This window comes from Nannocystis pusilla (assembly GCF_020073745.1).
Classification (GTDB): domain Bacteria; phylum Myxococcota_A; class Polyangia; order Nannocystales; family Nannocystaceae; genus Nannocystis; species Nannocystis radixulma.
Genome location: NZ_JAIRAU010000044.1, coordinates 181,507 through 196,890 on the forward strand (window position 1 = coordinate 181,507; position 15,384 = coordinate 196,890).

Genomic DNA, 15,384 nt, shown 5'->3' on the forward strand with positions numbered 1-15,384 from the left:
GATCGATCTCCTAGAACCTGAGCGAAAAGACCAGTCCGGGGCCGGCGACACGGGCCGCGGCACGAGCTCGCGAATTCTTGTGCTTGTGCATGGTCCCGAGGAGCGCCGCGCCGACGGCGATCGTGACGGCAGCGGCGACGCCCGTGCCGATGGCCACGTGCTGCGCCTGCTCCGCCTTGCCGTAGACCTGCAGGAACTCCTGTTGCTCCGGCGCGGTCCAGTCGCGTCCCGGCGCCTGGCGGATGAGCTGCCGTCCTTCGTGCTCGTGGTCGGCGAACACGACCAGCGAGCCGAGCAGCGCCCCGAGCAGACCGCCGCCGACCGCGACGAGGGTGCCGCCGACGACGACCTGCGGGCGCACGGGCTTGCGCGGCGGGACGCGAGCTCGGGACCGCCGAGGAGGGGGCTTTTGCGAGCCGACGGCGATGACGACCTCGAGATCGCGGTGCTTGGCGGCGAGGGCGAAGTAGTCGTCGGGGTCGTGCGGTCGCCCGCAGTTCGAGCCGCACTTCGGCGCCTCGGCCGGCGGCGAATCCGGCGGCGGCTCCGGCGGCTCCGAATTGGCCGGCGGGGTCTTCTCGTCGCACGCGCCGGCGAGGCTGGCGAAGCGGCGCTCGAGCACCGCGGGACGGGGGTTCTCAGGCGCGGCCCGGTACGCCTGCAGGAGCTCGAGGGCCTTGCAGCGGGAGGCCGGCGTGGCCTCGAACTCGAGCCACACGCCGCTGGCGATCTTGGCGCCGAACTGCCGGTGGACGGCAGGCACGGCCGGATCGAGGGCCAGAGCCGCCGCGAGGTCGGCCGCCGCGGCGTTGTCTTCGCGTTCGAGCGCGTCGCACACGGGACGGATGACCGGAGGGCACACATCGAGCGTGAGGACCAGCGCGAGCACCATCATGGTCATCTCCTGCGGGGTAGGTTCTCGTTCGTTGACGCTACAAGATCCTGGGCCTGCAGCCAATAGCGCTCTCGGGCCGCGTGCCCGACGTGCTATCCGGTTGCACGAGCGGCGTCGAGTCTACGACGTTGACGGCTGATCAAACTCCTATGAGGTTGATCGCGCGACGGCCTGCGAATCGCCTCTTACGAGATGTTTAAAAAAACATGTCTGAACGGGCATGTCACACGGCTCGCCCGAAGCGCGCGGCAGTCACGCGCGTGATGCGAGCGGTGTCATGAGATGATAAAAGGGACATGTCGAATACGACATGTCCCTTGATGCTCATGACGGCGGCTCACGCCCGGCGCCGGCGCCGGCCCGCGAGGCCGAGCGCGGCCAGGCCGGCGAGCAGCGCCGCGGACCCGCCGGGCGCGTCGCTGCGGCAGCCGCAGCCCTCGCTGGCGCCCTCGTCGCCGCCGGGGCTGGTGTCGGTGCCGTCGACGCCGGCGGTGGCGTCGGTGCTGCCGTCGCTGCCGGGGCTGCCCGGGCCGTCGCCGGTGGTCGGGCCGTCGCCGGTCGTCGCGTCGGGGCCGCTGGTGTCGCCGCCGGGCCCGCCGGAGGTCGGCTCGTCGGAGGTGGAGCCGCCCTGGGTCGGGTCGCCGGGCTCGTCGCCGGTCGTGTCCGGGTCGGGGCCGGTCGGGCCGGCGCTCGTCGAGTCGTCGCCGGTGGTGGAGTCGTCGCCGGTCGTGCTCTCGTCGACGCCCCACTCGTACGCGCCGACGTCGGGCGCGCCGACGACCGGGCGCATCTCGGTCTGCAGCGGGTGGAGGTACTGCGTGTCGGGCACGAGGAGCGCGTCGAGGGCCTCGCCGACGTCGATCGCGGCGGCGCCGTCGACGAGGTGGTAGTCGTAGCCGGCGCGGTCGACGAGGACGGCGTCCTCGGTCTGGAGGTTGCCGAGGTCGACCACCATGGTGTTGGCGTCGTCGGTCTTGATCGGCGTGCCGGGCCCGACGAACAGGTTGTTGGCGACGTGGACCTCGGCGCCGGTCGGGGCGTGCACGAACGCCGCGTTCGGCGAGCCGTCGTTGACGAACGTGTTGTGGCTGACGAACAGGCGCAGGTCGGGGTTGGTGGCGCCCTCGCCCTTGTAGAAGACGATGCGGTTCTTGTTCTCGGCGGCCGGCCCCTTCTGGATCAGGTTGCCGATCACGTACGACAGGCCGCCCTGCGGCAGGTCGATCAGCGCCGAGCCCTTGCCGTCGGCCTCCTCCATCAGGCGGTTGTAGAGGATGTGGTTCTCGAGCGCGCGCGACTTGACGGCGTGGCCCGACTTGACGTGGTGCGAGTAGTTGCCGCGGAACACGAACTTCGGCCCGGCGCCGACGTAGATGTTGTGCTCGTAGCCGGCCTCGCCGTTGAACGCGAACTCCGAGTACTCGACGGTCATCGCGCCGTCACCGGCGAGGATGCCGTTCTGGTTGTCGTGGAAGTAGCAGTTGCGGACCGTCAGGTCGGTGCCCTGGGCGCGGATGCCGGCGCCGTTGTTGCCGTCGGCCGCGCTGATCTTGGCGCCCGAGAACTCGAGGTTCTCGACCGTCACCGGCCCGACGCCCAGCTCGACCACGAAGATGCCCTTCTTGTTCGGCGGCGGCACGGTGGCCTTGAGGTGGGGGCGGGTGTCGCCGACGCCGCGGATCGTCAGGTCGCCGACCTTGATCGACGAGATGTCGTTGACGTACTCGCCCGGATCGATCTCGATGACGTCGCCGCTCTTGGCCGCAGCGACCGCGTCCTTGACCGCCTTGTAGGTCTTGTCGGCGCCGACCTGCAGCGTGGCGGCGAGCGCCAGCGACGGCGCGAGCAGGCCGAGGACCGCGCCGCCGAGCGCCGCAGGGATGAAGTGTGCGTATTCGAACCGTGTCCGCATGCCAAATCTCCGGCGTGTCGTTTGCCCGCCCGCGTACATCCCGTCAAGTGCGTCCCCGTTCGCGGGGACGCGAAGACGTGCAGTTGGACGCCCCTAGGGGGCTATCCTGAGGGACGCTCGACCCCAATGTGCGGAGGCGAAGAGGCGCCGGACACGCACGATATGTCCACAGGGACACGTGCGAAATCGTCGGAGGCGGCGGACCTCAAAGGGCGCCGTACATGGTCCGCCAGACCGGCTCGAATACGTACATGTCGAGGTCCTTCGGCGAGGAGCCGCCGGCCTGGGTCGAGCTGTGGCCGTCGCCGGTGGGCGCCGAGGTGACGAGGCGGTGCGAATCCATGTAGGGCGCGGCGGCGCCGTCGACGACGAACGGCTCGCCGGGCAGCATCATGTCGGCGAAGCTCTGCAGGTGGCCGGCGTGCTGGTCGTCGGCCGTGTGGGTGAAGGCCCAGAAGCGGTCGATCGGGGTCAGCGGGGCGCCGGTGAGCCAGGCCTGGCCGCTGTCGAGCGGGCCCGACAGCATGACCACGCGCTCGACCTCGCGGTTCATGCCGATCACGCCCGAGCTGCTGGCGCCGTGGGAGATCCCCGAGATCACGATCTCGGACCAGCGCGGCTTGCCGTCCGCGATGAAGTACTGCCAATCGCCGCCGGGGTGGAGCGCCTGCAGGTGCTCGAGCATCTTGACGACGCGCGTCTCGATGCTGTCGGCCGGCGGGATGGCGATGAAGGGGTGGCGGTCGACGCCCTCGAACGCCTCGAGGCGGCAGCCGCCGATGTCGTCGCCGCAGTTGCCGACGCCGTAGTCGCTGACGTAGCACGGGTGAATGACGTGGAAGCCCATGCCCGCGAGCAGGATGCCGTGGGCCTGCGAGCCGCAGGTGGCCGGGGCGCCGGCGCCGTGCAGGTAGACGACCAGCCGGCCCTGCAGCGGCGCGGCGGTGTCGAGGTGGGCCAGCTGGGTGTTCAGCGCCAGCGCGGCCGCGGGGTCGGCCTCGTCCGGCTTGAACGAGAACTCGTACAGCTGCGGGCCGGAGACGTCGACCATCGGCCCGGCCGGCATCGCCTCGGTGGTGGTGCCCGGATCGGCGGTGCCCGTGGTGGCCTCGGCGGTGGTGCCGGTGGTCGCGCTCGTGGTCGTGGGTTCGAGCGAGGTCGACGAGGTGGTGGTGCCGGTCGGGGCGTCGGTGGTGCCGTCGTCGCCGCTCGAGGTGGAGGTGCTCGCGGTCGTCGTGGTCGAGGCGGTCGAGGTGGTCGTGTCGGTGGCAGAGTCGGCCGGCTCGCCGCCGCAGGCGGCCAGCAGCAGCGCCGCGCAGATCGATCGCGTGCTTCGCATGCGGGGGAGGATGCCAGAAGACGTCGCGCGGCGGTGCTCGCCGGACGTCGTGGTCTCACCGAGCGAATGACCGTGCGATCGTCACGCCGCAATTGCGTACATGGGGGCGGCCCGCCCGAGCCCGCCGTGCAGCTCGCGCACGCGCTCGCACCACGCGACGACAGAATCGTCGCGCTCGAGCCGCGGCAGGTCGTGATCGACGCGGACCACAGCGAGAAGCTCGCGGCGATGTCGTCGGCGTACCCCAGCGGTCGTCGATGCCGGCGAGATCGTGGCGGACGCGAGGCGCGGGCATGGTGGCAGAAGGCCGGGACAGCGGACGGGCGGCGGCGCCGGCCTCGCCGGAGCGCTCCGACGAACACGGCCGTGCGCGGCGCTGCCGTGCCGGCGGGTGTTCTCGGCCGTTCGAGCTGCGGACGCCCGGCCCGCCGGACCAGGTTCCGTTACCCTGGCCGGACGATGTCGACGGGCTCGCAGCAGGCGCACGCGCTGGCCGAGCAGCTCGAGCGCGACCGCCAGGTGATCATCGCGCGGTGGGTGGAGCGCATGCGCCGGCGTCACGTCGACAGGCAGACGCTGCCGACGCTCGAGACGCTGCCGACGCTCGAGCTGATCGACAGCCTGCCCGAGTTCCTGGTCCGCGTGGCCGAGGCGCTGCGCCAGGGCCTGCCCCAGGACGAGCTCGACGCCGAAGTGACGCAGCCCACCGTGGAGGTGGCCCGCGAGCACGGCATCCACCGCTACCGCCACGGCTTCGACGTGCGCGCGGTCGTCGACGAGTACGCGATCTTGATCGACGTGCTGCTCGACTATCTCGCGGAGAAGGAGCACCGAATCGAGTCGTCGGAGCTGCGCTCGATCCTCCGCGTGGTCTCGGTGGGGGTCGCCGCGGCCGTCGACCAGTTCTCGGCCGAGCGCGACGCCGCGGAGCAGGCGAGCCACGCCGAGCTGCTGCAGGCGCGAGAGTACGAGCGCCAGTTGATCGGCGTGGTGTCGCACGACCTGCGCAATCCGCTGGCGATCATCCTCAACTGTGTGACCATTTTGATGCGCAGCCCGGGCCTCAGCGAGCTGGCGATGCGGTCGCTGCAACGGCTGCGGAACAACGCGGAGCGGGCGGTGCGGCTGATCGGTGACCTGCTGGACTTCACGCAGGAGCGCAGCCTCGGCCGGATGCCGGTCCGGCCGGCGGACTGCGACATGCAGCAGTTGATCCGCGAGGCGATCGAGGAGGCCGCGTTGACGCATCCGGGCCGCACGATCGAGCAGTCGGGCGAGATGGGGGCGATACCGGGTCACTGGGACCGTGACCGGGTCGCGCAGGTGCTGACGAACTTGCTGGACAACGCCCTCAAGTTCAGCCCGCTCGATTCACGGGTGTCGGTCGACGTCGACGTCGACGAGGAGCAGGTGACGGTGGCGGTGCACAATTGGGGGAACCCGATCCCTCCGGAGCGGCTCGGCTCGGTGTTCGAGGCGTTCCAGCGCGCCGACCCGACGGCCCCCTCCCGCGGGTCGCTCGGGCTCGGTCTTCACATTTCGCGGGAGATCGCGCGCTCACACGGCGGCGGCCTCGACGCTGATTCGGCGGCGGACCGCGGAACGACGCTGACGCTGACGCTCCCGCGCCGGCCCCGGGGCGCGAGCAACGCGAGCTGACGCCGACCTCGGCCGTATGCGCGGCGAGCCGTTCGTCGGTGAGCCCGGAGCCGCGAGTGGCGGCGCGTGCCGGCGCCCGGCGGGCGGTCGGCTACCGCGGGGCCGCGACTCGAGTCATGGAAGCGGCCATGAAAGCCCTGCGCTACCAAGGTACCCGCGACGTGCGGATCGAGACCGTCCCCGATCCGGCGATCGTCGACGCCAGGGACATGATCCTCAAGGTCACGTCCTGTGCGATCTGCGGCTCCGACCTGCACCTCTACGACGGCCTCATCCCCACCCTGCTGAAGGGCGACGTCCTCGGCCACGAGTTCATGGGCGAGGTGGTGGAGGTCGGCCGCGAGGTGCGCTCGGTCAAGCCGGGCGACCGGGTGGTGGTGCCGTTCAACATCGGCTGCGGCGATTGCTTCTTCTGCAAGCGCGAGCTGTGGTCGCTGTGCGACCGCAGCAACCCCAACGCGGCGCTGGCGAGCAAGCAGTTCGGCTACGCGCCGGCGGGGCTGTTCGGCTACTCGGCGCTGTTCGGCGGCTACCCCGGGGGACAGGCGGAGTACGTGCGCGTGCCGTTCGCCGACATCAACCACGTGAAGATCGAGAGCGACCTCGACGACGAGCAGGTGCTGTTCATCGGCGACATCTTCTCGACGGGGTTCATGGCGGTCGACGTGTGCGGGGTGCAGTCCGGCGACGTGGTGGCGGTGTGGGGCTGCGGCCCGGTCGGCCTGTTCGCGCTGCGCAGCGCGAAGATGCTGGGGGCCGAGCGGGTGGTCGCGATCGACCGCTTCCCCGAGCGCCTCGCGCTGGCGAAGATGAAGTGCGACGCGATCACGATTGACTACGAGAAGACCGACGTGCTCGACGCGCTCAAGGAGCTGACGAGCGGCCGGGGACCCGACATCTGCATCGACGCCGTCGGCATGGAGGCCCACGGCCACGGGCTCGAGTTCTGGTACGACCGCGCCAAGCAGGCGGTCGGCCTGCAGCCGGACCGGCCGACAGTGCTGCGCCAGGCGGTGATGGCCTGCCGCAAGGGCGGCACGGTCTCGGTGCCGGGCGTGTACGGCGGGCACATCGATCACTTCCCGTTCGGCGCGGCCTTCAACAAGGGCCTGACGCTGAAGATGGGGCAGACGCACACGCACCGCTACGCGCCGGCGCTGCTCGAGCGGATCGAGGCGAAGGAGATCGATCCGTCGTTCGTCGTCACCCACCGGCTCCACCTCGAGGAGGCGCCGAAGGGCTACGACATCTTTCAGAACAAGAAAGAGGGCTGCATCAAGGTGGTGCTGAAGCCGTGATGCGGCACGGCCGCTCGAGTCGGTCCTGGTGCCCCAGTGCGACCAGACGTTCGTCGGCTGCTGCATCCCGTCCTGGACGTCACCGGGCCGAACGTCTGCGCCGCCCTGGGCCTCGAGTGCGTGCCGCTGTTCGTCGCGGGCGAGGCGCCCGGCAAGGAGACGCTCGGCACCTGCATGCCCGCCGTGGCGCAGCGCGGTGTGATCATTCGCCTGCGGCGGAGGCGCGCGAGCGATGAAGACCTCGTCGATCGCCGGCCTCGCGCGCGTGTCGTAAGGGCTCACCCCGACCTCTCGCTGTCGCTCCTCCAAGTCTGCAGAGCGCGCCGGATGGACACGCCGGCCGCCCGGGCGGTACAAGCCCTGCGGATGAACGCGACGAAGGCGGAGTACTCCGGGGCGGCCTTGAACTCGTTCGTGCTGGCGTTCGGCGCGGCGAACAGCGTCGTGCGGAAGATCCTCGCAGACGCCGGCGTCGAGCGGATCGACCCCGAGGGCTGGTACGACTACGAGTGGGCGAGCTCGATCTACTACCGGATCGGCGAACAGGTCGGGCGCGCCGCGGTCATGGCCGTCGGCCGCAAGATGATCGAGGCGGCCGTGTTCCCGCCGGGCATCGACAGCGTGCAGAAGGTGCTGATGAGCCTCGGCGCGGCCTTCAAGCTCAACACCCGCGGGGGCGACGTCGGCGACATCCTGTGCACGATCGAGGACGACTACAGCGCGACGATCGTCCGCACGCAGCGCGGCCTGTGCCCGTTCAACATCGGCATCATCGAGGGCTGCTGCGCCCGCTACGGGGTGAAGCCGCTGATCGAGCACGGGGCCGGCGGCTGTCAGGACGACGGCGCGCCGACCTGCACGTACCACGTGAACTGGTAGAGTCGCGGTCGCTGCATTCAGGCGCGACGCGTCCGCCCATGCCTGTCCTTTGGGCCATGTAGTTCGCCAGCGTGGCCGGCGGCGCGCGTGACCGCAGGGCGCTCGCCGCCCCCGGCTCGGGCTCGGCCTGATGTCTCGGGGCGCAGCGCGGCGCGCGTGGCCGCCAAGAATGCCCAAGCGGGGCGGCGGCGAGGCGCTATGATCGCCGGCATGGCCACCCGGGCTCAGCCCCTCCCTGTCTCGTTGCCTGGCCTGCACGCGGCGCGAGTGGCGAGCGACGCGCCGTTCGCCGGGGTGAAAGAGACCTTCCTCATCACCCGGTTCGAGTCGGGCCGCTCGGAGTTCTGGACGCACGGTCGCGCGTGGACGGGCGCGCCCGGCTCGATCGTCGTGTTCCAACCCGGCGACGTGCACCGCGACCTCAAGCGCGAGGGCCCGGTCACCTATCAAATGATCGGCTTCTCCACGCCCGAGGTCGACACGCTCCGCGTGCAGTCGTGTCTCGCGGCGGACGACCCGCGAGGCGGACCCTTTCGCCGCCTGCACGACGCGGTCGCCGTCGGGGCCGATGCCTTCACGCTCGAGTGTTTGCTCGCCGAGGTCATCGCGGCGATGACGGCGATGCGCGAGTCGAAGCTCGAGCCGACGCGACCGGTGCGGCGCGCGCTCGGGCTGATGCGCGAGCGACTCGCCGGGGCGCTGTCGCTCGACGAGCTGTCCGAGTACGCTGGGATGGACAAATTCCACCTCAGCCGCGCCTTCCGGGCGCAGGTCGGCATGCCGCCGCACGCCTACCTGACGCGGCTGCGCATCATGCAAGCGAAGGCGCTGCTGGCGGCGGGCACGAAGCCGAAAGACATCGCGCCGCAGGTCGGTCTGTACGATCAGAGCCAGCTCAACCGCCACTTTCGCCGCATCGTCGGGATGACGCCCGGACAGTTTTTCGCCAAGAACCGCCAATCCCCGGCGCAGGCGGACCGGTAGTTTCCTGGACATGAAAATCTTCGTCACGGGAGCCTCGGGCTTCATCGGCAGCGCTGTCGTTCGGGAGTTGATCCACCACGGGCATCAGGTGCTCGGCCTCGCGCGCTCGGACGCGAACGCGGAGGCGATCGCCGCGGCGGGAGCCGAGGTGCTCCGCGGGTCGCTGGCAGATCTCGCAAGCCTCGAGCGCGGGGCCGCAGCGAGCGACGGGGTCATTCACACCGCGTTCATCCACGACTTCTCGGACTACGCGGCGTCGATCGCGGTCGACCGCCGCGCCATCGAGACGCTCGGCAATGCGCTGGCAGGCTCGGGGCGGCCGCTGGTGGTGGCGTCCGGGACGTTGCGGGCGCCCGGGGGCGGCCCGGCGACCGAGGACACGCCTGTCGATTCGACATTTCCTCGCCTCTCGGAGGCGACCGCGCTGCCGTTCGCGGAGCGTGAGGTCCGCGTGTCGATCGTGCGACTGCCCCCGACCGTGCACGGCGACGGCGACCACGGCTTCGTGCCCGAGCTGATCCGCATCGCGCGGGACAAGCGGGTGTCCGGGTTCGTGGGTGACGGCAGCAATCGCTGGCCCGCGGTGCACCGGCTCGACGCGGCGGTGGCGTTCAGGCTCGCGGTGGAGAAGGCGCCCGCGGGGACGCGGGTCCACGCGGTCGCCGAGGCGGGGGTTCCGACGCGGGACATCGCGGCGGTGATCGGCCGAAGGCTCGAGGTTCCGGTCGAGGCGCGGCCGGTCGAGCACTTCGGGTGGCTCGGGCCGTTCTTCGCGCTCGACCTCCCGACGGCGAGCGAGAAGACGCGCGAGCTGCTGGGGTGGCGCCCCGTTCAGGCGGAGCTGCTGACGGATCTCGACCACCCCCGGTATTTTGCGCGCTGAGGTGTGACAGTGAGGGAGGGTTCATCTATGCTGACTGCCCTTGCCTCGCGCCACGCCATGAAGCTCCTCGCCCCGCTGCTTTGTTGTTCGCTCGTCGCCTGTCAGGTCATCTCCGATCTCGGGCACGAGCGCGAGTCCGCGATCGTCACGTCCTCGCTCGCCATGGTCTCGGAGGGGCAGGAGCTCGCCTTCGACAGCGAGCGTGAGGGCTGGGCCGCCGACCCGACGGCGTCGTGCGAGGTGGACGGGAGCGACAACGAGGCCACCGGGCGGTTCAATCGCAGCTTCGCGTTCGCCATGGCCGCCAACGAGGCCGACCCCGTCGCGTTCGGCGTGGCCATCGAGTTGGACGAGAGCGGCGTGTGGGACAACGAGATCGGCCTCCACGCGCGCGGCAAGGACGGCTGGCGGCCGGCCGAGGGCTGCCGCCTGGAGCTGGGCGAGTGGGACTACGAGGCGCGGTTCTTCGAGTTCAGCGCCGACTGCACGTTCACGCTGGAGGGCGAGGCCGACATCACCGTCGTCGGCGACCTCCGGGCCGAGCGCTGCTTCGACCGCAGCGCCGTGTCGATCGAGCTCGCCAAGTCGATCGTGTCCGACGGCGTGGACGTGGCGGTGGACCTCGGCCGCGCGCTCGTCGACGATCCGGTCGGCTTCGCCAGGACCATCGCGCTGCTGCCCCTCTACGCCGCGGGCGGTCACTGAGATGTCATCAAGGACATGTCACGCAGGACATGTCCAAGGTTGCAGTCGCTCAGCCCGCGCGCTCCAGGAGTGAGGAGTGAGCCGCGCGCGCGGACGAGGTCGGGGGTCCGCTCGACGGAGCTCGACCGCGGGCCGAGACCACGGCTCGCTCATGACATGTGCCAAGGGACATGTCAGGCGAGCCCTCGACCTGGACATCGCCGTGCTCCTGCGCACCTCGCACGGGAGGCCGGGGCGACGCGGAGCGCGCCGACTTGCGCCCGGTCCCCGGATGCGGCTATCTTCGGGAGGTCGAACCTCTTCGGAGCTGGCCCGCCCTTGAAGCTGCACGCCTGAATCCCGCTGTCCCCCAGCTGCCCGCCTCGCGCCGCCCTGCGGCGAGCGACGGGCGAGATTCAGGAGCATCTTCATGGCCACCATCCTCTGTCGCGACCTCGCGTTCTCGTACGGCGACGTCCCCCTGCTCTCCGGCGTCGACCTGCACCTCGTGCCCGGCTGGTCCGGCCTCGTCGGGGCCAACGGCGCCGGCAAGACGACCCTGTTGCGCCTGCTCGCGGGCGAGCTCGAGCCGAGCGCGGGGTCGATCCAGCGCGATCCGCCGGACCTGTCCCTGACGACATGTCCCCAGAGCGTGGAGGTGTGCACGCCGGAGATCGAGCGGTTCGCGGCGCGCGACGACGGGGCCGCGCGCCGCCTGCTCGGCGAGCTCGCGCTCGAGCCCGGCGACCTGCGGCGCTGGAGCAGCCTGTCGCCCGGCGAGCGCAAGCGCTGGCAGATCGGGGCGGCGCTGCTCGACGAGCCCGACGTGCTCCTGCTCGACGAGCCGACCAATCACCTCGACAGGGCCGGCCGGCGCCTGTTGATCGCGGCGCTGCGGGGCTTTCACGGCGTCGGCGTGGTGGTCAGCCACGACCGCGCGCTGCTCGACGGGCTCACCGAACGCACGCTGCGCGTCCACGGCGGCGGCGTGCACGACTGGTGGCTGCCGTACGGGGCGGCCCGGCAGACGTGGGAGGCCGAACGCGCCGAGCACAACGCGACCCGCGCGGCCCTGCAGAGCCAACACCGCCGGCTCGAGGGGCGCCTCGACGACCAGCGACGCGCCCTCGCCGGCGCGACGGCGAACCGCAGCCGACGGGTGCGCAGCAAGGGCAAGCACGACAGCGACAGCCGCACGCTCGGCGCCGCCACCCTCGCCGAGTGGTCGGAGAAGTCGCTCGGCCGGGGCGCGAGCGTGCTGCGGCGCGCCATCGATCGCAGCGCGGCGGCCCTGGCCGACCACGCGTACGAGGGCGAGCTCGGCGGGCCGATCGCGGTCGCCGCGGAGCGCGCACCGTCGGCGTACCTCGCCGCGCTCGACCTGCCGGAGCTCCGCGCCGGTCCACGCCGCGTCCTCGGCCCGGTCCAGATCGCGCTCGCCCGCGACGCCCACGTCCGCCTCGCCGGCCGCAACGGGGCAGGCAAGACCACGCTGATCCGCGCCCTGCTGGCGCACCTGCGCTGCCCGCCGGCGCGCGTTCTGTATGTCCCACAGGACATGTCCGAACAGGAGGCCGTGGAGCACCTCGAGGCCGTGCGCGGGCTGGCCCCGGAGGAGCGCGGCCGCGTGCTCTCGGTGGTGGCCGCGCTCGGCGTCGACCCGGGGACGCTGCTGCGCTCGGCCCGGCCGTCGCCGGGCGAGGCGCGCAAGCTGCTGCTCGCGCTCGGGCTCGGGCGGCCCGTGTGGGGCCTGGTCCTCGACGAGCCGACGAACCACCTCGACCTGCCGGCGATCGAGCGCCTCGAGGCGGCGCTGGCGGAGTTCCCGGGGGCGCTGGTGGTGGTCAGCCACGACGACGCGTTCGCCCGCGCGTGCACGAGCGTCACGTGGCGCATCGAGGACGGAGAGCTGCGCGAAGAGACAGGCGCCTGAGCGGCCCGCGAACCCCGACGAAGTCGGTGCCGCGACCCGGGCACGTCGAGCAGCCCTCGCTTGTTCTCCGCCGCTGGTCGCGTCGCTCGTCAAATACATTTTCCCGACATGCGCCCTCCTCGCGCCTTTGCCAGCTGTCGGATCTCCGCGCGAGGACGATGCTTGCAACGGGCGACGCGCTCGGTTCGTGACGATCTCGGCGTCGCCGTACATTCCATCAATACGTGCATCTGCGGAATCATCGCACCCGCGGCTCCGGGGGGACGAAATGCGGGCGCCCGCGGATCTCGGCGGGAGGCGCGGAACGCGGTTTAGTGGCGGCTGCGGCGCCACTGCTGCCTTTGTGGAGGTTCCTGCGGCGACGGCGCTCGCCAACAATCTCCAGGAGGTCTCCTTGGCGGAATCAAGCGAGTATTCACAACAGGACGCGGAGAGCGAGCTGGCGCAGCTCCGCAAGCGAGTGGCGGAGCTGGAGGTCGAGTCCCGGCGGTTTCGCGCGCTGGTCGGCTCGAACGTCGTGAGCGTGCAGGTCTACCGCGCCGACGGCCTGACGGCCGAGGTCAACAGCGCCTACGAGAAGCTGTGGCAGGTCAAGGCGGCGGACGTGGCCGAGTACAACGTGCTCGCCGATCCGCAGATCCGGGCATTCGGGATCACGCCGCTCGTCGAGCGCGTGTTCAATCAGGGCGTGGCGATGCACATGCCGTCGATCCGCTACGACCCTCAGGAAACCGAGTCCATCAGCGCGGGCCAGGCCGCGTGGGTGGCGTCGGCCATGGCGCCGGTGGTCGACCCGGCCGGCCAGGTACAGGAGGTGATCCATATCCACCTGCCCGTCGGCGAGCTCATGCAGAGCGAGGAAGAACTGCGCGAGCAGAACCGTCGCCTCGAGGAGGCAGTGCGCGTCCGGACGGCGGAGCTCGAGAGCAAGCTGGCGCTGATCGGTTCGCAGCAGCAGGCGATCCGCGACCTGTCGGTCCCGGTGCTGCAGCTGTGGACCCGCGTGCTGGCGTTGCCGCTGATCGGTCACATCGACGCCGACCGCGGGAAATTGATGCTCGAGAGCCTGCTCCGCGCGGTCACCGAGTCGCGCGCCGAGTGCGTGCTGATCGACGTCACCGGCGTACCGGAGGTCGACGTCGAGGCGATCGCCTACCTCCGTGACGCCATCCGCGCGACCGGTCTGCTCGGCTCGCGCTGCATGCTGGTCGGCATCTCGCCGACGATGGCCGAATCGCTGGTCGCCCTCGACGTCCCGCTCGAGCGCGTGCCGACGTTCGCCACCCTGCAGGACGGCCTGCGCGAGGCGCTGACGATGACGAGCCGCGCGCTGCGGACGTAGCTGTATTCGCGGCGGCTCCGGCCGCCGCATCGCTCGTTCGCGCAGGAACATGTCCTGAGGACATCTAACCGTTGAACACGGCGAGGGCGGCGGCCGCCGTGCGGACGGCGTCGCGGTCGGGCGCCTCGGCGAACAGCTGGCGCAGGGGGAGGTCGACCAGCGTCAGCGCGTGCTTCTCGAGGATCAGCGTGCACTCGCCGTGCTCCGCCTCGACCTTGTGCGCCAGCTCGGAGGTGATCTGCCAGCCGCTGGCTTCGAGCTTCGGGACGCAGCGCGCGGGCTCGCAGCGGCGGCGCAGGGCGAAGCGGATCCGGTCGGGCTCGAGCTGCAGACACTCGAGCAGGGCGCCCATCTGGGCGTGCGCGTCGAGCCACGCCGGCTGGAGCGCGAGCTCCTCGACCAGGACGCCGCGCGTCTTCTCCGTGGCCTCGTAGCGGACGCTGTAGTGGCCGTCGGGGAAGGTGACGCCCGCCCCCTCGGCGGTCACCGCGGAGGACGCCCACTTGAACCGCGCGCGCAGGCGGCTGACGACGCGCCCGAGGTCCTCCGCGAGGTGCTCGCCGAGGGCAGCGTTGGCCCGCTGCTCGAGGTACGACTGTGAATAGTGGGTGCGCGAGAGATCTTTCAAAATTTCCTTGACGGACACGGGCCGCGGGTCGCCCGTCAGCTCGACGGAGTCGAACAGCCTGCCGTCGAGCTCGAACGCGCCGGGGCTCAGGAGCGGGCCGCTGAAGTCGGCGAGCACCGGGGTGTCGGCCGACTCGTGGAGGAACGGCCGCTGCACCGAGCCCGCGGACCCGGACCAGCGGCGGAGCGCGGCGGACAGGAACTCGTGGAGGCCCGGGATGGTCAACAGCCGGGCCGTGAGCGCCTCGGGCTCCTCGCCGCGCAATGCCGGCAGGAGGAGGGCGGTGAACAGGCTGTGCTGCGGGTTCGGCGACCGGGTGGTCGTGGGGGCGTCCGCGGCGGACGAGGCGAGGATCGCCGCGCCGGCGGGGTCGCGCAGGGAGTCCTCGAATTCCGTGACGGGTGAGGCGCCGGGGCCGGTCACGCAGACATCGAGGATCATGAGCTTGTGCGTCGCGGGCGAGCCGGCGAGGAGCTGCTTGACGAGGGCGAGGGAGACGAGGCAGCCCGGATCGTCGGCGGCGAACGCGTCCTGCGGCACCAGATAGGCCGCCGGATCGCCGGCGAACCGGTGCGCCCGGCCGCTGAAGTAGACGATCAAGCGATCGCCCGCGGCGCTCGACTTGACGAGCTCCCGCAGCGCCTTGACGATCTCGCCGCGCGACGGCATCGTCCCTCGACCCGATACCAGCGCCCTGACGGCGCCCGCGTCGGCGCCGAGCTGCGGGATGTCGCGGAAGCAATCGGCGAACCCGAGGGCGTCTCTCCGCGAGGTCGTCCGCGGCGCGAAGCCGCAGTCCGGGTCGTAATCGTCGATCCCGATGGCGAGCACCCGGGCCCGGCCGAGCCCGAACTGCCGGAGCAACGCGTCGCGCTGGCGCTGGCTGAGTCCCGCGGCCATGGGAGCGGGCTGCCTAGCACGGGGCCCGACCGCGAGCAACCGGCTGCC

13 protein-coding genes are annotated in these 15,384 nt (G+C 71.3%); 8 read left to right on the forward strand and 5 right to left on the reverse strand.

From position 1 onward, the window contains the following. Window positions 1-10: 10 nt before the first annotated feature. The 4 genes from K7C98_RS32115 to K7C98_RS44070 form a co-directional block, all read right to left on the reverse strand. Window positions 11-901: a hypothetical protein gene (locus tag K7C98_RS32115; RefSeq protein ID WP_224195638.1), complete on the reverse strand. Its 891-nt coding sequence runs from the start codon at window positions 899-901 to the stop codon at window positions 11-13. Between the two features lie 331 nt (window positions 902-1,232). Continuing rightward, the gene (locus K7C98_RS32120) at window positions 1,233-2,807 is read right to left on the reverse strand and encodes a right-handed parallel beta-helix repeat-containing protein (protein WP_224195639.1); all 1,575 of its coding nucleotides are present in this window, start codon (window positions 2,805-2,807) and stop codon (window positions 1,233-1,235) included. Window positions 2,808-3,012: 205 nt separating this feature from the next. Beyond that, window positions 3,013-4,146: a BPSS1187 family protein gene (locus K7C98_RS32125; protein WP_224195640.1), complete on the reverse strand. Its 1,134-nt coding sequence runs from the start codon at window positions 4,144-4,146 to the stop codon at window positions 3,013-3,015. An 81-nt stretch (window positions 4,147-4,227) separates the two neighbouring features. Further along, on the reverse strand, window positions 4,228-4,356 hold the full coding sequence (locus tag K7C98_RS44070; protein ID WP_263430009.1) for a hypothetical protein: 129 nt from the start codon (window positions 4,354-4,356) through the stop codon (window positions 4,228-4,230). Window positions 4,357-4,605: 249 nt separating this feature from the next. On the opposite strand from K7C98_RS44070, the gene K7C98_RS32130 reads away from it, so the two are divergent. The 8 genes from K7C98_RS32130 to K7C98_RS32165 all read left to right on the forward strand — a co-directional run bounded on the left by K7C98_RS32130 (window position 4,606) and on the right by K7C98_RS32165 (window position 13,808). Continuing rightward, complete coding sequence (locus K7C98_RS32130) at window positions 4,606-5,805, forward strand: sensor histidine kinase (RefSeq protein ID WP_224195641.1); 1,200 nt, start codon at window positions 4,606-4,608, stop codon at window positions 5,803-5,805. Between the two features lie 128 nt (window positions 5,806-5,933). Then, window positions 5,934-7,103: a zinc-dependent alcohol dehydrogenase gene (locus tag K7C98_RS32135; RefSeq protein ID WP_224195642.1), complete on the forward strand. Its 1,170-nt coding sequence runs from the start codon at window positions 5,934-5,936 to the stop codon at window positions 7,101-7,103. A gap of 36 nt (window positions 7,104-7,139) precedes the next feature. Beyond that, entirely contained in the window at window positions 7,140-7,982 is an 843-nt protein-coding gene (locus K7C98_RS32140; protein ID WP_224195643.1) for a heme NO-binding domain-containing protein, read from the forward strand. Between the two features lie 210 nt (window positions 7,983-8,192). Beyond that, window positions 8,193-8,966 carry a helix-turn-helix domain-containing protein gene (locus K7C98_RS32145; protein ID WP_224195644.1) on the forward strand — a complete coding sequence of 258 codons (774 nt, stop codon included), beginning with the start codon at window positions 8,193-8,195 and terminating at the stop codon, window positions 8,964-8,966. Between the two features lie 10 nt (window positions 8,967-8,976). Beyond that, entirely contained in the window at window positions 8,977-9,849 is an 873-nt protein-coding gene (locus K7C98_RS32150) for an SDR family oxidoreductase (protein WP_224195645.1), read from the forward strand. A 27-nt stretch (window positions 9,850-9,876) separates the two neighbouring features. Beyond that, window positions 9,877-10,554 carry a hypothetical protein gene (locus K7C98_RS32155; RefSeq protein ID WP_224195646.1) on the forward strand — a complete coding sequence of 226 codons (678 nt, stop codon included), beginning with the start codon at window positions 9,877-9,879 and terminating at the stop codon, window positions 10,552-10,554. Window positions 10,555-10,963: 409 nt separating this feature from the next. Next, window positions 10,964-12,466: an ATP-binding cassette domain-containing protein gene (locus tag K7C98_RS32160; RefSeq protein WP_224195647.1), complete on the forward strand. Its 1,503-nt coding sequence runs from the start codon at window positions 10,964-10,966 to the stop codon at window positions 12,464-12,466. 394 nt (window positions 12,467-12,860) lie between these two features. Beyond that, window positions 12,861-13,808: an STAS domain-containing protein gene (locus K7C98_RS32165; RefSeq protein ID WP_224195648.1), complete on the forward strand. Its 948-nt coding sequence runs from the start codon at window positions 12,861-12,863 to the stop codon at window positions 13,806-13,808. Window positions 13,809-13,872: 64 nt separating this feature from the next. Here the strand turns inward: K7C98_RS32165 and K7C98_RS32170 are convergent, their stop codons facing one another. After that, window positions 13,873-15,336 (reverse strand): caspase family protein, encoded by a 1,464-nt coding sequence (locus tag K7C98_RS32170; protein ID WP_224195649.1) that lies wholly within the window; start codon window positions 15,334-15,336, stop codon window positions 13,873-13,875. Window positions 15,337-15,384 lie beyond the last annotated feature (48 nt).